Genomic DNA, 21,856 nt, shown 5'->3' on the forward strand with positions numbered 1-21,856 from the left:
CGGGTTAAACGAAAAAAGCGTGGAAGGCTCCACGCTTTTTTTATTGCCGAATGACGGCGTTGCCTTATCCGGCCAACCGATCGTTGCCCGGATGCGTTTTCTTACCCGCGACGCGCTTTCACCGCGTTCGCCAACTGGCGGAGAATCGTATCGGTATCTTCCCAGTTAATGCAGGCGTCGGTGATGCTCTTGCCATACACCAGCGGCTCGCCGCTGTCCGGATTCTGATTACCTTCCACCAGATGACTTTCAATCATCACGCCCATAATGGCTTTCTCGCCGTTGGCAATCTGCTGGCAGACGTCCGCGCCCACTTCCATCTGTTTTTTGTACTGCTTAGAGGAGTTGGCATGGCTGAAGTCGATCATGATTTGCGCCGGCAGACCCGCTTTCGCCAGGCCGTCCTTCACCGCCGCCACGTGGGAAGCGCTGTAGTTTGGCTCTTTACCGCCGCGCAGGATGATATGGCAATCGCCGTTCCCGCTGGTGTTCACGATGGCGGAATGGCCCCACTTGGTCACCGACAGGAAGCAGTGCGGCGCACCAGCGGCATTAATCGCATCAATGGCCACTTTAATGGTGCCATCGGTGCCATTTTTAAAACCAACCGGACAAGAAAGGCCGGAAGCCAGCTCGCGATGCACCTGAGATTCGGTAGTACGCGCGCCGATGGCGCCCCAGCTCATCAGGTCAGCCAGATACTGCGGGGTGATCATATCGAGGAACTCGCCCGCTGCCGGTAGCCCGGTGTCGTTGATGTCCAGCAGCAGCTTACGCGCGATACGCAGGCCATCGTTAATCTGGAAGCTGTTATCCATATGCGGATCGTTGATCAAACCTTTCCAGCCCACGGTAGTGCGCGGCTTTTCAAAATAGACGCGCATGACGATTTCCAGCTCGCCGTTCAGCTCTTCACGAATTTTCAGCAGGCGCTGGGCATACTCTTTCGCGGCGACAGGATCGTGAATAGAGCACGGGCCGATCACCACCAACAGGCGATCGTCTTCTCCTTTCAGGATCTGATGGATCGCTTTACGCGCATGAGACACGGTGTTCGCGGCGTTTTCGGTAGCGGGGAATTTCTCAAGGAGTGCGACTGGCGGTAATAACTCGTTGATCTCTTTAATGCGTAAATCGTCGTTCTGATAATTCATGACTGTTCCAGTGTTGCCATACTTATACAATTGAGTGCAATCCCTTCAATCTATATCGCAACTCAAAAAGTGTAAACTGACTTTTACACTTTAGCCGGATAATGACTAAAAAAACCCTACAAAATAGAATTTAATAGTAAATAAACGACAGGAAACCGCAAAAAGTCGAGATATAACACCAATAACAAGACCAAAAACAATATATTTCATATTCGCCAGGCGGTGAATCTACTATTTTAATCCATCGTTCGACGTCATCTATTTCTGTGCGCAAAAAGCAAAGATCTGCAATGATGTCAGATAGTCACATTCAACATACGGAAGGAATAGCGTCATGGCGCACAGGCAGGATTCACATTCTCACGCTCCCCAGGATGATAGTAATGCCCGTCGTTTACTGCTGGCGTTCGGTGTTACCGCCGGATTCATGGTCGTGGAAGCGATTGGCGGACTGGTTTCCGGGTCGCTGGCGCTATTAGCCGATGCAGGACACATGCTGACCGACTCCGCCGCGCTGCTGTTTGCCCTGCTGGCGGTAAACTTTGCTCGTCGGCCACCGAGCACGCGCCACACCTTCGGTTGGCTGCGTCTCACTACCCTCGCCGCTTTCGTGAACGCCATCGCGCTGCTGTTTATTATTATTCTGATCGTCTGGGAAGCGGTGCAGCGTTTCAATCATCCGCAGCCGGTGGCTGGCGTGACCATGATGGTCATTGCCGTTGCCGGGCTGTTGGCAAATGTGCTGGCGTTCTGGATCCTGCATCGCGGTAGCGAAGAAAAAAATCTCAACGTGCGTGCCGCCGCGCTGCACGTCATGGGCGATCTCCTCGGCTCGGTTGGGGCGATAATTGCCGCATTGGTTATCATGACCACCGGCTGGACGCCTATCGACCCGATTCTCTCAGTGCTGGTGTCCTGCCTGGTGCTGCGCAGCGCATGGTCGCTACTGAAAGAGAGCGTTAACGAACTGCTGGAAGGAGCGCCGCAGTCTATCGATGTGGCGGCATTGAAGCGCAATATGCGTCGCTCACTGCCGGAAGTGCGCGACGTGCACCACGTCCACGTCTGGCTGGTGGGCGAGAAACCGTTGATGACCCTGCATGTGCAGGTTGTCCCACCGCACGACCACGACGCGCTGCTCGACCGTATCCATCACTTCCTTGAGGAGCACTACCAGATTGAGCACGCGACGGTGCAGATGGAGTATCAGCCCTGTAGCGGCCCGGAATGCCACCTTAATGAGGCGCATACCGGACACGGTCATCATCACCACCACTAATGAGATAGCGCGCGAGAGCCGCGCTCACGCGCGCTATTCATCCACATCCGGCTGCCGTTGAGGGCGATAAACGTCAGGATCAGGTACTCCAACGCCATGGCGTACACCCCCTGTAGCGTAAAAATAGCCACGCTGATGACGTTAATGATCACCCACAGCAGCCAGTTTTCGACGTATTTACGGGTCATCAGCACCATCGCGGCGATCGACAGCACCATCATCGACGAATCCCAGAATGGAAACGCATCGGGCTGCAGCGTCGGCATCACGACATTCATGCCAAGCCCCTGCATGACGTTAACAGCAACCTGTGTTAGCACGGCAAACACCGGGTCGATGTAAAGGGTCATCAGCGCAATTGCAACCACGCAGGCCGCCAGCCAGGCCAGCGCCTTAGGCAGCGGCAGCCAGCGAATTTGCAGCTCGGCTTCATTCTGGCTGGTTTGCCGCGACCAGGCATACCAGCCGTAGAGGTTGGCGGCGAAGAAGAAAAGCTGCAGCAACAGGCTGGCGTACAGCTGGATCTGGAAAAAGATAATCGCAAACAGCGTGACGTTAATCAGGCCAAACAGGTAGTTAACGATCTTCTCAAGGCTGGCCAACCAGATACACAGCAGGCCAGCAATGGTGCCTACAGCCTCAATCCACGACAGATCGTAACCGCCCGCCCCAAGCGGGATATGCACCAGAATGTTTTGCGTGCTAAAAAAATCCATTTCAACTCCAGCGTGTTAGACAGGTTATCCTCGTAGTGTAGCCGCAAAATCCAACATGCGGTTCAACGGGATGAGCGCGCCTTTACGCAGCGACTCGTCAACGTAAATTTCATGCGCCGCACCGCCGTTCTCGAGGCTCTCCGCAATGGCTTTCAGGCCGTTCATGGCCATCCACGGGCAGTGGGCGCAGGTACGGCAGGTGGCACCTTCCCCAGCGGTTGGCGCTTCAAACAGCTCTTTCTCCGGTACCGCCTGCTGCATTTTGTAGAAGATACCGCGATCGGTTGCCACGATGAGCTGCTGGTGCGGCAGGTTTTTCGCCGCGTTGATCAGTTGGCTGGTTGAGCCAACGGCATCGGCCATATCAACAATCGCCTGCGGCGACTCCGGGTGCACCAGCACCGCCGCCTGCGGATAGAGCGCTTTCATACGGCCCAGCGCCTGCGTTTTGAACTCATCATGGACGATACAGGCGCCCTGCCAACACAGTACGTCAGCACCGGTTTGCTTTTGCACGTAGCGACCCAGGTGACGATCCGGCGCCCAGATAATTTTTTCGCCCAGGCTATCAAGATGTTCAATCAGTTCAACGGCGATGCTGGAGGTGACCACCCAGTCGGCGCGTGCTTTTACCGCCGCGGAAGTATTGGCATAGACCACGACGGTGCGATCCGGATGCGCATCACAGAAGGCATTGAACTCTTCAATCGGGCAGCCAAGATCGAGTGAACACTCTGCGTTGAGCGTCGGCATCAGAATGGTTTTTTCCGGGCTGAGGATTTTTGCCGTCTCGCCCATAAAGCGCACACCGGCCACCAGCAGCGTAGAAGCCGGATGCTTCGCACCGAAGCGCGCCATCTCCAGCGAATCAGAAATACAGCCGCCGGTCTCTTCAGCCAGCTGTTGAATTTCCGGGTCGGTGTAATAGTGCGCCACCATGACGGCATTGCGCTCTTTGAGCAACCGCTTGATTTTCTCACGATAAAATTGCTTTTCATCGTCGTTCAACGGCGTTGGTTTCGGCGGGAACGGGTAAATCGCTGCTTCAGGATCGAACATCACGCTCATCATGCTTCTCGTTTTACTGGCTTAACGAAATACGCGGTTTAAGGTGTGGATTCACCATTACCACGGAAATATGTTTTATATGCTAAACAAGATAGCCGATTGTGGGAGAAATGTCGTGATGAATTTTTGATGGTGCTGAGAATGAGAAAGCTTGGGAGGAGATTAATTCCAGAAAGCAAAAAGGCGCCTTTAGGGCGCCTTTCTACACTGGTGGGTCGTGCAGGATTCGAACCTGCGACCAATTGATTAAAAGTCAACTGCTCTACCAACTGAGCTAACGACCCCTTGGATAAGGGTTACTGCTTCAATCATTCAGGATGGTGGGTCGTGCAGGATGACTCGGCTTCGCCTCGCCCTTCGGGCCGTTGCTAAAGCAACGTTATCCTTCACGTTCTCTACCAGTTACCACCTTGTATATTGGTGGGTCGTGCAGGATTCGAACCTGCGACCAATTGATTAAAAGTCAACTGCTCTACCAACTGAGCTAACGACCCATACGGGTGCCGCCTGAAAGATTTTTACTCGGAACCATCTTTAGATGGTGGGTCGTGCAGGATGACTCGGCTTCGCCTCGCCCTTCGGGCCGTTGCTGAAGCAACGTTATCCTTCACGCTTAACATCTGAGTTTGATGTTAAATTGGTGGGTCGTGCAGGATTCGAACCTGCGACCAATTGATTAAAAGTCAACTGCTCTACCAACTGAGCTAACGACCCGAGTGGTGGGTGATGACGGGATCGAACCGCCGACCCCCTCCTTGTAAGGGAGGTGCTCTCCCAGCTGAGCTAATCACCCGAAACTGCGCTGGATATGACTGATGCTACTTCCACCGAACCCACCTTAAAAGATGGTGGGTCGTGCAGGATTCGAACCTGCGACCAATTGATTAAAAGTCAACTGCTCTACCAACTGAGCTAACGACCCGGTGGTGGGTGATGACGGGATCGAACCGCCGACCCCCTCCTTGTAAGGGAGGTGCTCTCCCAGCTGAGCTAATCACCCGATACTACGCTGGACACTACTTTAAGTGGTGGGTCGTGCAGGATGACTCGGCTTCGCCTCGCCCTACGGGCCGTTGCTTACGCAACGTTATCCTTCACGTTTTACAATCGCGTTCCACCTTAGCGATTGGTGGGTCGTGCAGGATTCGAACCTGCGACCAATTGATTAAAAGTCAACTGCTCTACCAACTGAGCTAACGACCCACTTTTTTCGTCACTTTCAGGATGTTTGATATCCCTTGGCAACGGCGGCATATATTACTGAATTCAGAATTCTGCGCAACAAAAATTTCGACAAAGATCACTTAACTGCTTATGTTTCATGCGGCAAGACCAGAAATAACACGATTTCTGGTCTTACTTCACGCATCACAGCCCGCTAAGACGTTTTTGCGCCTGCTTCGCACCGTCGGTACCTGGGTATTTGCTGACAACCTGCTGATAGACCGCTTTCGCTTTTGCGGTATCGCCTTTGTCCTGCATGATCACCCCGACCTTAAACATCGCGTCCGCCGCCTTAGGCGACTTCGGGTAGTTTTTCACCACCGACGCAAAGTAGTACGCCGCATCATCTTTTTTACCCTTATTGTAATTCAGCTGGCCCAGCCAGTAGTTGGCATTGGGCTGATAGGTTGAATCAGGGTATTTTTTGATGAAATTCTGAAACGCCACAATCGCGTCATCCTGGCGAGAACTGTCCTTCACCAGCGCGATCGCCGCGTTGTAATCGGTATTCGCATCGCCCGTTTGCGCCGGAACGCCAGACGAAGCGGTATTTCCGCCCGCTGGCGCTGGCGTCGCCGCTGCCGCATTGCTTTGGTCACCCGAAGCGGGCTGCGCCGGTGTCGCACCGCTGCCGCCGTTCAGGCTATCAATTTGCAGCATGATCTGCTTTTGACGATCCATCACCTGATTCAGCTGGTACTGACTTTCCTGGATCTGTCCACGGAGGGCATCAATATCAGACTGGTTATCGGAGAGTTGTTGCTGGAGTTGGGTCAAAAGTTGACTGTGAGCATTGGAAATACGCTCGAGTTGAGTAACGCGGTCTTCGACCGAGCCTGAGCCGACACTACTGATTGGCGCCTGAGCAAAAGCGGCCCAGGGGGCCGCTATGCCAACCAGTAACGACAGACTCATTAAATGATGTCTGAAGTTACTGCTCATGCAATTCTCTTAGTAAACCAGTACGGCACGACGGTTTTTGGAGTAAGCCGCTTCGTCGTGACCCAGTACTGCAGGTTTTTCTTTACCGTAAGAAACGATGGAGATCTGGTCAGCAGAAACGCCTTTACCCTGCAGGTACATTTTAACAGCGTTAGCACGACGTTCGCCCAGGGAGATGTTGTACTCCGGAGTACCACGTTCGTCCGCGTGACCTTCTACGGTGACTTTGTAAGACGGGTTGCTACGCAGGAAGTTAGCGTGCGCATCCAGCATTGCAGCGAAGTCAGAACGGATATCGTACTTGTCGAGATCGAAGTAAACGATGTTGTTCTGCTGCAGCTGCTGCATCTGAAGACGCGCTTGCTCTTCAGAAGACATATTGCCGCTACCGTTCGCATCCATACCAGTGCCGGCACCGTTCAGCATGCCTTCGCTGCCGTCGTTGCTGGCGTTCTTGTTGGAAGAACATGCCGCGATTGCCATTACAGGCAGAGCAATCAACAGCCCTTTCAGCACTTTGTTCAGTTGCATTTCAATGATTCCTTTACTAATCAATTAATTATTATCACAGATACGGCGACCAGGCAGGGAATTTAACCTGTCCATCAGTTGCCGGAAGACGCGCTTTGAAACGCCCATCTGTAGAAACCAAATTCAGCACGGATCCCATCCCCTGAGAAGAGCTGTAGATTACCATAGTGCCGTTAGGTGCCAGACTTGGCGTTTCGTCTAAAAACGTTGATGACAGAACCTGTACACCACCCGCTTCCAGATCTTGCTTAGCAATGTGCTGCTGACCGTTGGCCGAGCTAACCATTACCATAAACTTGCCGTCGCTGCTGACGTCAGCATCCTGGTTCTGCGAACCTTCCCAGGTAATACGCTGCGGAGCACCGCCGTTAACATTCACTTTATACACCTGCGGACGACCGGCCTGGTCAGAGGTAAAGGCCAGGTTCTGGCTGTCCGGGAACCAGGTTGGTTCAGTGTTGTTGCTGCGGCCGTTGGTCACCTGACGAATCTGGCCGGAGCCGAGGTCCATCACGTACAGGTTCAGGCTACCGGTTTTCGACAGGGCGAACGCCAGTTTAGAACCGTCCGGCGAGAATGCCGGCGCACCGTTGTGCTGCGGGAACGAAGCAATCTGACGCACCGCGCCGTTTGCCAGCGTCTGTACGACCAGCGCTGAACGACCGCTTTCGAAGGTCACATAGGCCAGTTTAGAGCCGTCCGGAGACCATGCCGGCGACATCAGCGGCTGCGGAGAACGGTGTACCACAAACTGGTTGTAGCCATCGTAGTCGGAAACGCGCAGTTCATACGGGAACTGGCCGCCGTTGGTCTGCACCACGTAGGCGATACGGGTACGGAACGCGCCTTTAATGCTGGTCAGTTTCTCGAACACTTCGTCACTGGCAGTATGGCCCGCGTAGCGCAGCCACTGCTTGTTCACCTTATAGGTGTTCTGCGCCAGAACGGTACCTGGCGCACCGCCGGTATCGACCAGCTGGTAGGAAACGTTATAGCTACCGTCGGCGTTCGGGCTAACCTGGCCGACAACCACGGCATCAATGCCCAGCGCAGACCATGCGGCCGGCTGAACTTCCTGAGCGCTGCCCGGCTGCTGCGGCAGACGAGAGCGGTCTAATGGGTTGAATTTCCCGCTGTTACGCAGGTCGGCACCAACAATGCCGCCGATATCTTCAGGTGCGGCGCCTGGCCCGGCCCACTGGAACGGAACGACGCCAATCGGACGCGCCGAGTCCACCCCTTGGGTGATCTCGATACGTACTTCTGCGTGCAGCACCGCTGCCCACAGCATCAGAAAACCAAACGCTACTCGTAATGCCTGCTTCATCATTTCTCCCTTATCCAGGCGGAAAGCCCACGATAATTTAGCAGAATGTTAACAAACTAAAATACACAAAACTACCAAAACCCTGCGACGATCCCGCCTTTATTTTTCACGTACTGCCGCGAAAAATAATCTTTATGGCTTGAAGTCCAGCGGCGCATTTTTAAAGGTCTGCCAGACCGCTTGTGACGGCGGTTTCGGGAACTTGGTCATCCGGTTGGTTGCCGCCAGCATCTGCTGACAGAACGCCGCATCACCACCTTCCTGCTTCACGCTCAGCACCGTACCATCTTCTGCCAGGTTCACGCGCAGCGTACAGGTCTTCCCTTTATAGGTATCCCAGTCGTACAGGTGACCTTTAATCGCCGCCTGAACCTGCGCAATATAGGACGCAATTTCAGCCTGCGATGCCCCACCCTGCCCAGGTTTGTTACCTTTAGCAGGAGAAGAGCCACCGGCGCTACCGCTGGTGTTGCCTTTCGGCGCATTCTTACCGGAGCTTAAGTCGCCTAACAGATCGTCTACGCCAGAAGCAGCGGCCGCTTTTTCTGCGGCAGCCTTTTTGGCAGCGGCGGCTTTTTCCGCAGCAGCTTTCTTGTCTGCTGCCGCTTTCGCAGCCGCAGCAGCCTTATCGGCAGCCGCTTTTTCCGCCGCGGCGGCCGCTTTTTCAGCAGCAGCGGCCTTCTCAGCGGCGGCTTTTTCCGCGGCAGCCTTCTTCGCAGCTTCCGCAGCGGCTTTCTTCTCCGCATCGGCAGCGGCTTTCGCAGCAGCAGCTTCGGCAACTTTCTTCGCATCCGCAGCCGCTTTGGCGGCCTCGGCCTCGGCTTTCTTCTGCGCGTCAGCGGCGGCTTTCTTCGCCGCTTCCGCAGCCGCTTTCGCCTGAGCATCGGCTTTTGCTTTCGCATCCGCAGCGGCTTTCACTGCCGCTTCCGCGGCCGCTTTAGCCTGCGCGTCGGCTTTCGCTTTGGCATCAGCGGCGGCTTTGGCTGCCGCTTCTTCCGCCTGCTTTTGCTGTTCCTGGGCTTGCTTCGCCGCTTCCTGGGCCTGTAAACGCTCTTTTTCCAGCGCTTTTAAACGTTCCTGTTCCGCCGCTTGCTTCTCTCGCAGCTCTTCAGCCTGCTGCTGGGCCTGTTTCTCACGCTGCTCTTGCGCGCGTTTCGAACTGGCCTGCTGCTGCTGTTGACGATTATAGTTGTCGATAACCGCACCCGGATCGACCATGACTGCGTCGATGGACGAACCGCCGCCACCGCCAGCCGCAGCGTCTAAATGCTCATCGAACGAACTCCAGATCAGCGCTGCAAACAAAATCACGTGCAGCACTGCTGAAATAATTATCGCTCGTTTAAGCTTGTCGTTTTGTTCGGTTGCCTTTGACACTCTCGGTTCCCAAAAACTGTTCCCCCGTTACTCTACAGCACACGGTGCAGGCCGTTCCCGACCCACACCCTGCGCCGGTGCGGCACGTCGACGGTTAAATTGGCTGAGTCATCAACCCAACCGATTTCACCCCGGCGCTGTGTAACAGGTTAAGCGCTTTAATTATTTCATCGTAAGGCACGTCTTTCGCGCCCCCAATTAAGAAGACCGTCTTCGGATTCGCCTGCAAACGACGCTGCGCTTCCGCGACCACCTGTTCAGGCGGCAGCTGCGGCATCTTCTCCGGGCCAACGTTCACGCTGTATTGCCCCACGCCGGACACTTCAACAATGACCGGGGGTTCATCATTACTGCTGACAGCCTGTGATTCGGTGGCATCAGGAAGATCCACTTCCACGCTCTGCGTAATGATCGGCGCTGTCGCCATAAAGATCAGCAGCAGCACCAACAACACATCCAGCAGCGGAACGATGTTAATTTCGGACTTCAGTTCGCGACGCCCGCGTCCACGTGCTCTGGCCATGGCTTACCCCTTGTTGCTCTCGCTGGCGGTGCTGGCGGTAAAAGCCTGACGGTGCAGAATCGCGGTGAACTCTTCCATAAAGTTGTCGTAGTTCAGTTCCAGTTTATTCACACGCTGGTTCAGACGGTTGTACGCCATAACCGCAGGGATAGCGGCGAACAGACCGATTGCGGTGGCGATCAGCGCTTCGGCGATGCCAGGAGCAACCATCTGCAGCGTGGCCTGTTTTACCGCGCCCAGCGCGATAAAGGCGTGCATGATCCCCCAAACGGTACCGAACAGACCGATATACGGGCTGATGGAGCCGACGGTACCAAGGAACGGAATGTGCGTTTCCAGCGTTTCCAGCTCGCGGTTCATGGAAATGCGCATCGCACGCGATGCCCCTTCCACGATGGCTTCCGGCGCATGACTATTCGCACGATGCAAACGGGCAAACTCTTTAAAACCGCTGTAGAAGATCTGCTCGGATCCCGCCAGATTTTCACGACGCCCCTGGCTCTCCTGATACAGACGAGAGAGTTCGATACCAGACCAGAACTTATCTTCAAACGCTTCGGCCTCGCGGCTTGCCGCGTTAAGGATGCGCGTTCTCTGGATAATGATGGCCCAGGAGGCGATTGAAAAACCAATCAAAATCAACATGATAAGTTTAACCAGAAGGCTAGCCTTCAGGAACAAATCAAGGATGTTCATGTCAGTCACTGCTTAAACTCCGCGACAATAGACTTGGGAAGCGCACGAGGCTTCATGATGAGTGGATCAACACAGACAATCAGGACTTCCGCTTCGTTCAGAACCTTATTCTCAGCGTTGACTATTCGCTGCGTAAACACCATTGAGGTACCACGCATTGATGTAATTTCTGTCTGGACTTCGAGCATATCGTCGAGTCGGGCAGCCGCAAAATACTCCAGCGTCATTTTACGCACGACAAAGGCCACGCGTTCAGCCAACAGCACCTGCTGGCTGAAGTGATGGTGACGCAGCATCTCAGTGCGTGCTCTTTCATAGAAAGCGACATAGCTGGCGTGATAAACCACACCACCGGCATCGGTATCTTCATAGTAGACACGAACCGGCCATCGAAACAGCGTTGTATTCACTTTACGTCCCAGTAATGCAAAAAAATTTTTGGGTTTTTGAACTTCGCTACTATACGCGCGGGAATGATGCTTTGGAATGGGGGGAAGTAAACGGAGAGTAAATTTTTATGGGCTCGTGCAAGCCCATAGTCTTCGGATGAAAATTTTCAGCGGTAAAAGAAGAAAATTAGCCCCGCGAATAACACCAGATCGGCGATAAGCGGACAAAAAATCCCCTGCCAGTGAATCGAACGCAGGCGGAAGCCCACGCCATGAATCACGCCCGCGCACACCGACCACATCAGCAGAAAACCATGCCAGATTTCCAGCTCGCTGGTCTTCGCCGCAAAGCGCGACGGATCCCAGAAAATGCAGCCTGCCAGCAGCAGGGCCATAACAAGGGAAAGCGCCCGCAAGGGGCGCTTATCCATTATCGCGTACAACATTGCGATAACATTTTTCATTAGTGCTTTTCTTCACCCGCGTTGGTCGCTTCGACGTGCTCTAACGCCAGCGCGGTGATCACGCCGAATGCACAGGCAAGAAGCGTTCCCAAAATCCATGCGAAATACCACATATTCAGCTCCTTACTTAGTACAGAGAGTGGGTGTTACGTTCGATGTCTTCTTTGGTAATGCGACCGAACATTTTCCAGTAACACCAGGTGGTGTAGGCCAGAATAATCGGTACGAAGACAATCGCAACATAGGTCATCAGGTTCAGCGTCAACTGGCTAGAGGTCGCATCCCACATGGTCAGGCTCGCGTTCATCATTGTGCTGGAAGGCATAATGAACGGGAACATGGCAATACCGGCGGTCAGAATGATGCACGCCAGCGTCAGCGAGGAGAACAGGAACGCCCATGCCCCTTTGTCCGCCTTCGTGCTAACAATCGTCAGCAGCGGCAGCACCACGCCCAGAGCAGGAATAGCCCACAGCGCCGGCATGTTGTTGAAGTTCACCATCCACGCGCCGGCTTCACGCGCGACTTCTTTGGTCAGCGGGTTAGACGGGCCGGTATGATCCAGAACCGATTTCACCACATAACCATCAATGCCGTAGTAAACCCACACGCCTGCCAGTGCAAAGCAGACCAACGTGACCAGCGCGGCCACCATTGAGACGGAGCGGGTACGCAGGTGCAGTTCGCCCACGGTACGCATTTGCAGATAGGTTGCGCCCTGCGTCAGGATCATCCCCACGCTGACGATACCTGCCAGCAGACCAAACGGGTTCAGCAGCTGGAAGAAGTTGCCGGTGTAGTACAGACGCAGGTACTCATCAATGTGGAACGGTACGCCCTGCAGCAGGTTACCAAATGCCACGCCAATCACCAGCGGCGGCACGAAGCTGCCGACAAAGATGCCCCAGTCCCACATGTTGCGCCAGCGGGTATCTTCAATCTTCGAACGGTAGTCAAAGCCAACCGGACGGAAGAATAAAGAGGCCAGCACCAGAATCATCGCCACATAGAAGCCAGAGAACGCAGCCGCATACACCATCGGCCAGGCGGCAAACAGCGCGCCACCCGCGGTGATGAGCCACACCTGGTTTCCGTCCCAGTGCGGGGCAATGGCGTTAATCATGATTCGACGTTCGGTGTCGTTACGACCGAGGAAGCGGGTGAGCATGCCCACCCCCATATCGAAACCATCGGCGACGGCAAAACCAATCAGCAGAATGCCAATCAGTAGCCACCAGATAAAACGCAATACTTCATAATCGATCATTTGACGACTCCTGTCTTAGCGTGCCGACTGAATAGCCGCAGAGGACTGTTCAAAGTGATAGCGACCGGTTTTCAGGCTGCTGGGTCCTTTACGGGCAAATTTGAACATCAGGAACAGTTCAGCCACCAGGAACAGCGTATACAAACCACAGATCAGCACCATCGAGAAGATCAGGTCGCCCGCAGTCAGCGACGAGTTTGCGACGGCCGTTGGCAGCACTTCACCAATCGCCCACGGCTGACGGCCATATTCGGCAACAAACCAGCCCGCTTCAACGGCAATCCATGGCAGAGGCAGACCGTAGAACGCCGCGCGCAGCAGCCATTTTTTCTCACCGATACGGTTACGAATCACCGTCCAGAAGGAAGCGCCGATAATCAACAGCATCAGCACGCCGCACGCCACCATGATACGGAAGGCGAAGTACAGCGGCGCAACGCGTGGAATAGAGTCTTTAGTCGCTTTCTGAATCTGCTCTTCCGTTGCATCAGCCACGTTCGGCGTATAGCGTTTCAGCAGCAGGCCATAGCCCAGATCTTTTTTCACGTCGTTGAATTGCGCGCGTACCGCCGGATCGGTTGCGCCAGAGCGCAGCTGTTCAAGCAGGGAGTACGCTTTCATCCCGTTACGGATACGCTCTTCGTGCTGCACCATCAGATCTTTCAGGCCGGTAACCTGCTTGTCGACGGAACGCGTCGCGATGATGCCCAGCGCATAAGGAATTTGAATCGAGAAATGGTTTTCCTGCGCATCCTGGTCCGGAATACCAAACAGCGTAAAGGCAGCAGGCGCCGGCTGGGTTTCCCACTCGGCTTCAATCGCGGCGAGTTTGGTTTTCTGTACGTCGCCCATTTCGTAGCCGGATTCATCACCCAGTACGATAACGGAGAGGATGGCGGCCATACCAAAGCTGGCGGCAATCGCGAAGGAACGTTTTGCAAAGGCGAAGTCACGGCCTTTGAGCATGTACCAGGAGCTGATGGCAAGGATAAACATCGCGCCGGTGACGTAGCCAGACGCCACGGTGTGCACGAATTTCACCTGCGCAACCGGGTTCAGGACCAGCTCGGAGAAACTGACCATTTCCATACGCATGGTTTCGAAGTTGAAGTCCGAAGCAATCGGGTTCTGCATCCAACCGTTCGCCACCAGAATCCACAGTGCGGAGAGGTTGGAGCCAAGCGCCACCAGCCAGGTAACGGCCATGTGCTGAACTTTACCCAGACGATCCCAACCGAAGAAGAACAGACCTACAAAGGTAGATTCGAGGAAGAAGGCCATCAGACCTTCGATGGCCAGCGGCGCACCGAAGATATCGCCCACGTAGTGGGAATAATAAGACCAGTTGGTCCCGAACTGGAACTCCATGGTCAGACCGGTAGCCACACCCAGCGCAAAGTTGATACCAAACAACTTGCCCCAGAACTTGGTCATATCTTTATAAATCTGTTTGCCGGAAAGGACGTAGACCGTTTCCATGATTGCCAGCAGGAACGCCATACCCAGCGTCAGTGGTACAAACAGGAAGTGGTACATCGCGGTCAAGGCAAACTGTAAGCGCGACAGTTCGACTATATCTAACATCATGACTCCTTGCTCATCGCATGAAGACTCCGAGATTGAACCCGTTACCCGGGATTCAAACACATGCCCCAATACAAATTGATTTGTCCCCTTCCCTACTGCTACCCCTTGTCGAGTACAGGAAACAGCAATAAGCGAAAGTTACAAACGTGTTAATAAAAAACTCAATTGATCCCTAAAATATATTACGCTGTAAAACCCTTACAATAAACAGGTTTTTATTGGAGAAGTTTTACGTTTTTCGACGATGATCAATTTATAGCGAATCAAGTGGTTTTCAGCCAATTTGATCCACGACAATTTATCCGTTTTAAGTGCTTTTATCCAGCCATTACGCATTGATTTAAATCAACTAAAGCCAACATTGTTAATTATGTTTTTAATTTAGACTCACGGTAAATCAAATGTTAATGATGTGTTTTATTCACAATATTGATGGTTATCAAAAGAGATCAAATTAAAGGTAAAAGTAATTGAAATTAACGTCACAAGCCGACCTTCACCACGATTTCTGACTTTCCCATCGGCCCGCATTTTCAGCTTTTTTTTCTGGCCCTCCTCGTTCGCCAGGTAAAAAATAACAATTAATTCACCTAAATAATTAATAAATTAACATTGTCAGTAATTTAGCGCTTAGCTGAAGGTCATTTATTTTGGTTATTGACAGGATTATTTGCGCAAAAAACAGGCAAAATACGCTCTATCAAAGGCTTTGTCGCAAAGAGCGCCAAATGCGGCGGGATAATAAACAAAAAAGGCCGCCCAGGGGCGGCCAACCATGTCGAAACTAGACATATAAGGCTCCCTACTCCCTGTATGCAGCGGGAATTCGGTGAGGGAGCAGAGAGGATTACTTAATGATGGACTTCAGCGCTTCGCCAATGTCAGCCAGGCTGCGAACCGTCTTCACGCCAGCCGCTTCCAGAGCAGCGAATTTCTCATCAGCGGTACCTTTACCACCGGCAATGATGGCGCCCGCGTGGCCCATACGTTTGCCTTTTGGCGCGGTCACGCCCGCGATATAGCCAACAACCGGCTTGGTCACGTGTTCTTTAATATAAGCAGCCGCTTCTTCTTCTGCGCTACCGCCGATCTCACCGATCATCACGATCGCTTCAGTCTGCGGATCTTCCTGGAACAGCTTCAGGATGTCGATGAAGTTAGAGCCCGGAATCGGGTCGCCGCCGATACCGACACAGGTAGACTGGCCGAAACCGTAGTCGGTGGTCTGCTTAACCGCTTCATAGGTCAGGGTACCGGAACGGGAAACGATGCCCACTTTACCCGGCTTGTGAATGTGACCCGGCATGATGCCGATTTTGCATTCGCCCGGGGTGATCACGCCTGGGCAGTTCGGGCCGATCATGCGCACGCCCGCTTCGTCCAGCTTCACCTTCACGGTCAGCATATCCAGGGTCGGGATACCTTCAGTGATGGTGATAATCAGTTTGATGCCTGCATCAATCGCTTCCAGGATGGAGTCTTTGCAGAACGGTGCCGGAACGTAGATCACGGTGGCGGTTGCGCCAGTCGCTTCTACCGCTTCACGCACGGTGTTAAACACCGGCAGACCCAGGTGAGTGGTGCCGCCTTTGCCCGGCGTTACGCCGCCAACCATCTGCGTACCGTAAGCAATCGCTTGTTCAGAGTGGAAAGTCCCCTGGCTACCGGTGAAGCCCTGACAGATAACCTTGGTATCTTTATTAATTAAAACTGACATTATTTCCCCTCCACTGCGGCAACAACCTGCTGAGCTGCATCCGTCAGACTTTTCGCTGCAATAATATTCAGGCCGCTATCAGCCAGTTTTTTCGCGCCGAGTTCGGCGTTGTTGCCTTCCAGACGAACGACAACCGGAACGTTAACGCCCACTTCCGCTACCGCGCCGATGATACCGTCAGCGATCAGGTCGCAACGTACGATACCGCCGAAGATGTTAACCAGTACGGCTTTTACATTGTCATCGGAGAGGATGATTTTGAACGCTTCGGTCACGCGCTCTTTGGTCGCGCCGCCGCCCACGTCGAGGAAGTTAGCCGGTTCGCCGCCGTGCAGTTTAACGATATCCATGGTGCCCATTGCCAGGCCCGCGCCGTTAACCATACAGCCGATGTTGCCGTCCAGCGCAACGTAGTTCAGTTCCCACTGTGCCGCCTGCGCTTCACGCGGATCTTCCTGAGACTGGTCGCGCATTTCACGCAGGTCAGCCTGGCGGAACAGCGCGTTGCCGTCAGCGCCCAGTTTGCCGTCGAGGCAGATCAGGTCGCCCTGTTTGGTCACTACCAGCGGGTTGATTTCGATCAGCGCCAGATCGCGCTCGAGGAAGATAGTCGCCAGACCCATGAAGATCTTGGTGAACTGCTGAACCTGTTTACCTTCCAGACCCAGTTTGAACGCCAGCTCACGACCCTGGTAAGGCATCGGGCCTGCCAGCGGATCCAGCGCCACTTTGTGGATCAGGTGCGGGGTTTCTTCCGCCACTTTTTCAATTTCTACGCCGCCTTCGGTAGAGGCCATAAAGACCACGCGACGGGAGCTACGGTCGACTACCGCGCCCAGGTACAGCTCTTTACCGATGTCGGTAGCGGCTTCAACCAGAATCTGGTTAACCGGCTGACCGTGTGCGTCCGTTTGGTAAGTCACCAGACGTTTGCCCAGCCAATGTTCAGCGAAAGCGCGAATGTCTTCTTTGGAGTTAACGACCTTCACACCGCCCGCTTTACCGCGGCCACCAGCGTGAACCTGACATTTCACTACCCACGGGCCAGCGCCGATTTTTGAAGCGGCTTCTTCTGCTTCGCGCGGAGTAGTACAGGCATAACCCACCGGAGCCGGTAAGCCATAGCGGGCAAAGAGTTGTTTTGCCTGATATTCATGTAAGTTCATGTGTTCTATCCATCCTATAAAATGTTGTTGAGTTGTGGTCTGGATCTTTTAGTTCTGCATAGCACAGAGTAGGCCTCCTCCCCGCACGGGGAGAGAGGCCGCTAACATCACTACACGTCCAGCAGCAGACGGGTTGGATCTTCCAGCAACTCTTTAATTGCCACCAGGAAGCCTACAGACTCGCGCCCATCGATCAGACGGTGGTCATAGGACAGTGCCAGGTACATCATCGGCAGAATTTCTACTTTGCCATCCACCGCCATCGGGCGGTCTTTAATGGCATGCATACCCAGAATCGCGCTCTGAGGCGGGTTGATGATCGGGGTAGACATCAGGGAACCAAAGACGCCGCCGTTGGTAATAGTGAAGTTACCGCCGGTCAGATCTTCTACGGTCAGCTTACCGTCACGGCCTTTAACAGCCAGCTCTTTGATGTTCTTCTCGATGTCAGCCATGCCCAGGGCATCCACATCACGCAGGACCGGCGTCACCAGGCCGCGTGGCGTCGAAACGGCCATGCTCACATCGAAGTAGTTGTGGTAAACCACGTCATCGCCATCGATAGAAGCGTTCACTTCCGGATAGCGTTTCAGCGCTTCAACCACCGCCTTCACGTAGAAGGACATGAAGCCCAGACGAATACCGTGGCGTTTTTCAAACGCGTCACCGTACTGCTTACGCAGGTCCATGATCGGCTTCATGTTCACTTCGTTGAAGGTGGTCAGCATCGCGGTGGAGTTTTTCGCTTCCAGCAGACGCTCGGCAACGCGCTTACGCAGACGGGTCATCGGAACGCGTTTTTCGGAGCGGCCAGCCAGCGGCGCAACCGGCGCAGCGGCCGGAGCCGGTGCTGCAGCGGCCGGAGCCGGTGCTTTTGCCAGGTGCTTCTCAACGTCTTCACGGGTCAGACGGCCACCGACGCCGGTGCCTTTAATGGCGTTGGCATCGAGGTTGTGCTCAGCCAGCAGGCGACGGATCGCCGGGCTGAGCGCTTCGTTATTTTGCTCTTCCAGCGACGCCTGCTGACGCTGAGCCGGGGTAGACTCTTTGCTGTCAGCCTTGACGCTGGTTTCTTTACCCGCGCTGTTGCCTTCACGCAGGCGACCGAGGATCTGACGGGAAGTGACGGTGGTGCCTTCATCTTCCAGAACGGCATCAAGGATACCATCTGCCGACGCCGGTACTTCCAGTACCACTTTGTCAGTTTCGATTTCTACCAGCACTTCATCACGCACTACCGCATCGCCCGGTTTTTTATGCCAGGTGGCCACGGTCGCATCTGCTACGGATTCAGGCAGGTCAGGGACCAGAATATCTACGCTACTCATTATGTATCCTTAATTAATCGACGTTCAGCGCGTCATTGACCAGATCTTGTTGCTGCTTCTGGTGAACGGACATATACCCTACCGCCGGTGAGGCGGAGGCCGGGCGACCTGCGTAACGCAGAGCGGCCCCAAATGGAACTACTTCACGGAAATGATGCTGGCTGCAGTACCAGGCGCCCTGGTTCAGCGGCTCTTCCTGGCACCAGACAAAATCATGCACGTGAGCAAATGGCTTCAGTGCTTCCTGTACCGCCTGGTGCGGGAACGGATACAGCTGTTCGATACGCACGATAGCGACATCTTTCTGGTCGTTTTTGCGACGCTGTTCCAGCAGGTCGTAGTACACCTTACCAGAGCACAGCACCACGCGTTTCACCGCTTTCGGATCCAGTTCGTCAATCTCGCCGATGGCCGGCATAAAGGTGCCATTCGCCAGTTCGTCGAGCGAAGAGACCGCCAGCGGGTGACGCAGCAGCGACTTCGGCGACATCACCACCAGCGGACGACGCATCCCGCGCAGCGCCTGACGACGCAGCATGTGATACACCTGAGCCGGGGTAGACGGTACGCAAACCTGCATGTTCTGCTGAGCGCAAAGCTGCAGATAACGCTCCAGACGCGCGGAAGAGTGCTCCGGCCCCTGGCCTTCATAACCGTGCGGCAGCAGCATCGCCAGGCCGCACATACGGCCCCATTTCTGCTCGCCGGAGGAGATGAACTGGTCAATCACCACCTGCGCACCGTTGGCGAAGTCGCCGAACTGCGCTTCCCAGATGGTCAGCGTGCGCGGCTCAGCGGTTGCATAGCCATATTCGAATGCCAGTACCGCCTCTTCAGACAGCACGGAGTCCCACACTTTAAAGTCGCCCTGGCCGTTGTGCACGTGCTGCAGCGGCGTGTAGGTAGAACCGTTAGTCTGGTTGTGAATCACCGCGTGGCGGTGGAAGAAGGTGCCGCGACCGGCATCTTCACCGGACAGACGCACAGGAACGCCTTCATCAACCAGCGTGGCGTACGCCAGGTTTTCCGCGCCGCCCCAGTCAAACAGCTTCTCGCCCGCCGCCATCGCCTGACGATCGCCGTAGATTTTCGCGACGCGAGACTGCATTTCCACGCCTTCCGGCACGGTGCTGATACGGTTAGCCAACTCCTGCAGACGCTTCATGTCAACCTTGTTCGGGTAGCTTTCGTCCCACTCATGGTTGAGGTACGGCGACCAGGTAAAGGAGTGCAGGTTCATCGGACGCCACTCTTTCACCACGCATTCGCCCGCGTCCAGCGCGTCGCGATACAGGTTAACCATCTCGGTGGCATCTTCCAGCGTCGCAACTTTGTCCGCTTCCAGCTTGTCAGCATAGATTTTGCGCGGGGTCGGATGCTTTTTGATTTTCTGATACATCAGCGGCTGGGTTGCGCTCGGCTCGTCGGCTTCGTTGTGGCCGTGACGGCGGTAGCACACCAGATCGATGAACACATCGCGTTTGAAGGTATTACGGAAGTCCAGCGCCAGACGGGTAACGAAAGCGACCGCTTCCGGGTCATCCGCGTTAACGTGGAAAATCGGCGCCTGCACCATCTTACCGATGTCGGTGCAGTACGGGGTAGAACGCGCATCCAGCGGGTTAGAGGTGGTGAAGCCCACCTGGTTGTTGATAACGATGCGAACGGTACCGCCCACTTCATAACCACGCGCTTTGGACATGTTCAGGGTTTCCTGAACCACACCCTGACCGGTGACTGCGGCGTCACCGTGAATGGTGATTGGCAGAACCATGTTGCTGCTCGGCTCGTCGAGGCGATCCAGACGCGCACGCACGGAACCCATCACCACCGGGCTAACGATTTCGAGGTGCGACGGGTTAAACGCCAGCGCCAGGTGCACCAGGCCACCTTCGGTTTCGATGTCGGAGGAGAAGCCCATGTGGTACTTCACGTCACCGGTGCCGAGGTGTTCTTTATGTTTGCCGGAGAATTCGTCGAACAGCTCCTGGGACTGTTTACCCAGTACGTTGATCAACACGTTCAGACGACCACGGTGCGCCATACCCAGCACAACTTCACGCGTGCCGCTCTTGCCCGCATGGCGGATCATCTCTTTGAGCATCGGCACCAGCGCGTCGCCGCCTTCCAGCGAGAAGCGTTTGGCTCCCGGGAACTTCGCCCCCAGGTAGCGTTCCAGACCTTCCGCGGCGGTCAGCTCGCTCAGGAAGCGCTTTTTCTCTTCCGCGGTAAAGGTGGCATGCCCCGCCTCAAAACGCTGCTGAATCCAACGTTTTTCTTCGGTGCTGGTAATGTGCATATATTCCGCGCCGATGTGGCCGCAGTAGGTCTGCTTGAGCGCGTCAATCAGATCGCCGAGCTTCATCGTCTCTTTGCCGATGGCAAAAGAACCTACGTTAAAGCTCTCCTGGAAGTCGGCCTCAGTCAGATCGTGGAAAGCGGGATCTAAATCAGCGACTCTATCCTGCTGCCACAGTCCCAGCGGATCGAGATTCGCATGCTGGTGACCACGGAAGCGGTAAGCGTTGATAAGCTGCAGGACTTTAACCTGCTTCGCATTCGTGTCAGGGTCGGAAATCGAAGAGGAGTAACGTGAGGCATCCTTCGCCAGACGACGGAAATAATCACGCGTTTTAGAATGAAATTGATCCGGTTTGACTCCGGTACCAGGTAACTGCTGGAACATTGAACGCCAGTGAGCGTCGACAGAGTCAGGATCGGTTAAGAAGTCTTCATAGAGCTGTTCTATCCAGCTCTGGTTAGCACCAGAGAGGTAAGAAGAGTCCAGCCAGGCTTTCATTGCGCCGTTCTGCATCGTGATCCCTTAAGCATTTTATGCTTATTTCGCCGTGGATAACTACGACGTACGCCGGTAAAGCACACGTCCCAGGGTTCACTTGCGAGCTCTTGTATCTGCACTGGCCCGCGAAGGAACCTTTAGAAACTGTCTTAAGAGTTTTTTACTCTCACCCTTCCCCTCTCTCAGAGGAAGTGCATGTGGCAGTTTTTAAAGGTTTCCTGCATGTTTGTTGCCTGATGGCGCTTCGCTTATCTGGCCTACGGGGATGTAGGCCGGATAAAACGGTACGTCGCCATCCGGC

The 21,856-nt window shown here is 54.5% G+C and carries 20 protein-coding genes and 7 tRNA genes; 1 reads left to right on the forward strand and 26 read right to left on the reverse strand.

Going from position 1 to position 21,856, the window contains the following annotated elements:
• Positions 1-101: 101 nt before the first annotated feature.
• Positions 102-1,154 (reverse strand): 3-deoxy-7-phosphoheptulonate synthase AroG, encoded by a 1,053-nt coding sequence (aroG, locus tag ABTW00_RS16420; protein WP_064548366.1) that lies wholly within the window; start codon positions 1,152-1,154, stop codon positions 102-104.
• A 334-nt stretch (positions 1,155-1,488) separates the two neighbouring features.
• Here aroG and zitB point away from each other — a divergent pair, with 334 nt between their 5' ends.
• The gene (zitB, locus tag ABTW00_RS16425) at positions 1,489-2,433 is read left to right on the forward strand and encodes a CDF family zinc transporter ZitB (protein WP_433636367.1); all 945 of its coding nucleotides are present in this window, start codon (positions 1,489-1,491) and stop codon (positions 2,431-2,433) included.
• Here zitB and pnuC read toward each other — a convergent pair.
• The 25 genes from pnuC to sucA all read right to left on the reverse strand — a co-directional run bounded on the left by pnuC (position 2,430) and on the right by sucA (position 21,570).
• The gene (pnuC, locus tag ABTW00_RS16430) at positions 2,430-3,149 is read right to left on the reverse strand and encodes a nicotinamide riboside transporter PnuC (protein WP_064548363.1); all 720 of its coding nucleotides are present in this window, start codon (positions 3,147-3,149) and stop codon (positions 2,430-2,432) included. The two genes, zitB and pnuC, sit on opposite strands and share 4 nt — an antisense overlap.
• Before the next feature lie 24 nt (positions 3,150-3,173).
• On the reverse strand, positions 3,174-4,217 hold the full coding sequence (gene nadA, locus ABTW00_RS16435) for a quinolinate synthase NadA (protein WP_433641062.1): 1,044 nt from the start codon (positions 4,215-4,217) through the stop codon (positions 3,174-3,176).
• Positions 4,218-4,425: 208 nt separating this feature from the next.
• A tRNA-Lys gene (locus ABTW00_RS16440) sits at positions 4,426-4,501 on the reverse strand.
• Positions 4,502-4,635: 134 nt separating this feature from the next.
• Positions 4,636-4,711: transfer RNA gene (locus tag ABTW00_RS16445), tRNA-Lys, on the reverse strand.
• Between the two features lie 144 nt (positions 4,712-4,855).
• Positions 4,856-4,931 (reverse strand) — tRNA-Lys (locus ABTW00_RS16450).
• 3 nt (positions 4,932-4,934) lie between these two features.
• Positions 4,935-5,010 (reverse strand) — tRNA-Val (locus tag ABTW00_RS16455).
• A 53-nt stretch (positions 5,011-5,063) separates the two neighbouring features.
• Positions 5,064-5,139, reverse strand: a tRNA-Lys gene (locus ABTW00_RS16460).
• A gap of 2 nt (positions 5,140-5,141) precedes the next feature.
• A tRNA-Val gene (locus ABTW00_RS16465) sits at positions 5,142-5,217 on the reverse strand.
• A 127-nt stretch (positions 5,218-5,344) separates the two neighbouring features.
• Positions 5,345-5,420: transfer RNA gene (locus ABTW00_RS16470), tRNA-Lys, on the reverse strand.
• Between the two features lie 165 nt (positions 5,421-5,585).
• Positions 5,586-6,383 (reverse strand): cell division protein CpoB, encoded by a 798-nt coding sequence (cpoB, locus tag ABTW00_RS16475; protein WP_433636368.1) that lies wholly within the window; start codon positions 6,381-6,383, stop codon positions 5,586-5,588.
• A gap of 9 nt (positions 6,384-6,392) precedes the next feature.
• Positions 6,393-6,914 carry a peptidoglycan-associated lipoprotein Pal gene (gene pal / locus ABTW00_RS16480; RefSeq protein WP_064548357.1) on the reverse strand — a complete coding sequence of 174 codons (522 nt, stop codon included), beginning with the start codon at positions 6,912-6,914 and terminating at the stop codon, positions 6,393-6,395.
• 34 nt (positions 6,915-6,948) lie between these two features.
• Positions 6,949-8,241: a Tol-Pal system beta propeller repeat protein TolB gene (gene tolB / locus ABTW00_RS16485; RefSeq protein ID WP_064548356.1), complete on the reverse strand. Its 1,293-nt coding sequence runs from the start codon at positions 8,239-8,241 to the stop codon at positions 6,949-6,951.
• Between the two features lie 132 nt (positions 8,242-8,373).
• Positions 8,374-9,618 (reverse strand): cell envelope integrity protein TolA, encoded by a 1,245-nt coding sequence (tolA, locus tag ABTW00_RS16490; RefSeq protein WP_433636370.1) that lies wholly within the window; start codon positions 9,616-9,618, stop codon positions 8,374-8,376.
• A 94-nt stretch (positions 9,619-9,712) separates the two neighbouring features.
• Entirely contained in the window at positions 9,713-10,141 is a 429-nt protein-coding gene (gene tolR / locus ABTW00_RS16495; RefSeq protein ID WP_064548352.1) for a colicin uptake protein TolR, read from the reverse strand.
• A gap of 3 nt (positions 10,142-10,144) precedes the next feature.
• On the reverse strand, positions 10,145-10,846 hold the full coding sequence (gene tolQ / locus ABTW00_RS16500) for a Tol-Pal system protein TolQ (protein WP_074398837.1): 702 nt from the start codon (positions 10,844-10,846) through the stop codon (positions 10,145-10,147).
• The gene (gene ybgC, locus ABTW00_RS16505) at positions 10,843-11,247 is read right to left on the reverse strand and encodes a tol-pal system-associated acyl-CoA thioesterase (RefSeq protein ID WP_035892730.1); all 405 of its coding nucleotides are present in this window, start codon (positions 11,245-11,247) and stop codon (positions 10,843-10,845) included. The genes tolQ and ybgC overlap by 4 nt, the downstream gene beginning before the upstream one ends.
• A 146-nt stretch (positions 11,248-11,393) precedes the next feature.
• Positions 11,394-11,690 (reverse strand): cyd operon protein YbgE, encoded by a 297-nt coding sequence (gene ybgE, locus ABTW00_RS16510; RefSeq protein WP_065355542.1) that lies wholly within the window; start codon positions 11,688-11,690, stop codon positions 11,394-11,396.
• Complete coding sequence (gene cydX, locus ABTW00_RS16515; RefSeq protein ID WP_062775086.1) at positions 11,690-11,803, reverse strand: cytochrome bd-I oxidase subunit CydX; 114 nt, start codon at positions 11,801-11,803, stop codon at positions 11,690-11,692. Before cydX ends, ybgE begins: the two co-directional genes overlap by 1 nt.
• A gap of 14 nt (positions 11,804-11,817) precedes the next feature.
• Positions 11,818-12,957 (reverse strand): cytochrome d ubiquinol oxidase subunit II, encoded by a 1,140-nt coding sequence (gene cydB, locus ABTW00_RS16520; RefSeq protein ID WP_065355541.1) that lies wholly within the window; start codon positions 12,955-12,957, stop codon positions 11,818-11,820.
• 15 nt (positions 12,958-12,972) lie between these two features.
• Positions 12,973-14,541: a cytochrome ubiquinol oxidase subunit I gene (gene cydA, locus ABTW00_RS16525; protein ID WP_065355540.1), complete on the reverse strand. Its 1,569-nt coding sequence runs from the start codon at positions 14,539-14,541 to the stop codon at positions 12,973-12,975.
• A gap of 669 nt (positions 14,542-15,210) precedes the next feature.
• The gene (locus ABTW00_RS16530; RefSeq protein ID WP_271447087.1) at positions 15,211-15,336 is read right to left on the reverse strand and encodes a hypothetical protein; all 126 of its coding nucleotides are present in this window, start codon (positions 15,334-15,336) and stop codon (positions 15,211-15,213) included.
• Between the two features lie 55 nt (positions 15,337-15,391).
• Positions 15,392-16,261, reverse strand: coding sequence for a succinate--CoA ligase subunit alpha (gene sucD / locus ABTW00_RS16535; RefSeq protein WP_008501094.1), 870 nt, complete (start codon positions 16,259-16,261; stop codon positions 15,392-15,394).
• Positions 16,261-17,427: an ADP-forming succinate--CoA ligase subunit beta gene (gene sucC / locus ABTW00_RS16540; protein WP_003022927.1), complete on the reverse strand. Its 1,167-nt coding sequence runs from the start codon at positions 17,425-17,427 to the stop codon at positions 16,261-16,263. Before sucC ends, sucD begins: the two co-directional genes overlap by 1 nt.
• Positions 17,428-17,537: 110 nt before the next feature.
• Positions 17,538-18,755 carry a 2-oxoglutarate dehydrogenase complex dihydrolipoyllysine-residue succinyltransferase gene (gene odhB / locus ABTW00_RS16545; protein WP_433636374.1) on the reverse strand — a complete coding sequence of 406 codons (1,218 nt, stop codon included), beginning with the start codon at positions 18,753-18,755 and terminating at the stop codon, positions 17,538-17,540.
• A 13-nt stretch (positions 18,756-18,768) separates the two neighbouring features.
• Positions 18,769-21,570 (reverse strand): 2-oxoglutarate dehydrogenase E1 component, encoded by a 2,802-nt coding sequence (sucA, locus tag ABTW00_RS16550; protein WP_065355538.1) that lies wholly within the window; start codon positions 21,568-21,570, stop codon positions 18,769-18,771.
• Positions 21,571-21,856 lie beyond the last annotated feature (286 nt).

Source organism: Kluyvera georgiana (genome assembly GCF_050990895.1).
Taxonomy (GTDB): Bacteria; Pseudomonadota; Gammaproteobacteria; order Enterobacterales; family Enterobacteriaceae; genus Kluyvera; species Kluyvera georgiana.

What these genes read in the sequence shown, in the direction of transcription:
- aroG (WP_064548366.1), bottom strand. Translation starts at nt 1,154, where the DNA reads ATGAATTATCAGAACGACGATTTACGCATTAAAGAGATCAACGAGTTA.
- zitB (WP_433636367.1), top strand. Translation starts at nt 1,489, where the DNA reads ATGGCGCACAGGCAGGATTCACATTCTCACGCTCCCCAGGATGATAGT.
- pnuC (WP_064548363.1), bottom strand. Translation starts at nt 3,149, where the DNA reads ATGGATTTTTTTAGCACGCAAAACATTCTGGTGCATATCCCGCTTGGG.
- nadA (WP_433641062.1), bottom strand. Translation starts at nt 4,217, where the DNA reads ATGAGCGTGATGTTCGATCCTGAAGCAGCGATTTACCCGTTCCCGCCG.
- cpoB (WP_433636368.1), bottom strand. Translation starts at nt 6,383, where the DNA reads ATGAGCAGTAACTTCAGACATCATTTAATGAGTCTGTCGTTACTGGTT.
- pal (WP_064548357.1), bottom strand. Translation starts at nt 6,914, where the DNA reads ATGCAACTGAACAAAGTGCTGAAAGGGCTGTTGATTGCTCTGCCTGTA.
- tolB (WP_064548356.1), bottom strand. Translation starts at nt 8,241, where the DNA reads ATGAAGCAGGCATTACGAGTAGCGTTTGGTTTTCTGATGCTGTGGGCA.
- tolR (WP_064548352.1), bottom strand. Translation starts at nt 10,141, where the DNA reads ATGGCCAGAGCACGTGGACGCGGGCGTCGCGAACTGAAGTCCGAAATT.
- ybgE (WP_065355542.1), bottom strand. Translation starts at nt 11,690, where the DNA reads ATGAAAAATGTTATCGCAATGTTGTACGCGATAATGGATAAGCGCCCC.
- cydX (WP_062775086.1), bottom strand. Translation starts at nt 11,803, where the DNA reads ATGTGGTATTTCGCATGGATTTTGGGAACGCTTCTTGCCTGTGCATTC.
- cydB (WP_065355541.1), bottom strand. Translation starts at nt 12,957, where the DNA reads ATGATCGATTATGAAGTATTGCGTTTTATCTGGTGGCTACTGATTGGC.
- cydA (WP_065355540.1), bottom strand. Translation starts at nt 14,541, where the DNA reads ATGTTAGATATAGTCGAACTGTCGCGCTTACAGTTTGCCTTGACCGCG.
- ABTW00_RS16530 (WP_271447087.1), bottom strand. Translation starts at nt 15,336, where the DNA reads ATGTCTAGTTTCGACATGGTTGGCCGCCCCTGGGCGGCCTTTTTTGTT.
- sucD (WP_008501094.1), bottom strand. Translation starts at nt 16,261, where the DNA reads ATGTCAGTTTTAATTAATAAAGATACCAAGGTTATCTGTCAGGGCTTC.
- sucC (WP_003022927.1), bottom strand. Translation starts at nt 17,427, where the DNA reads ATGAACTTACATGAATATCAGGCAAAACAACTCTTTGCCCGCTATGGC.
- odhB (WP_433636374.1), bottom strand. Translation starts at nt 18,755, where the DNA reads ATGAGTAGCGTAGATATTCTGGTCCCTGACCTGCCTGAATCCGTAGCA.
- sucA (WP_065355538.1), bottom strand. Translation starts at nt 21,570, where the DNA reads ATGCAGAACGGCGCAATGAAAGCCTGGCTGGACTCTTCTTACCTCTCT.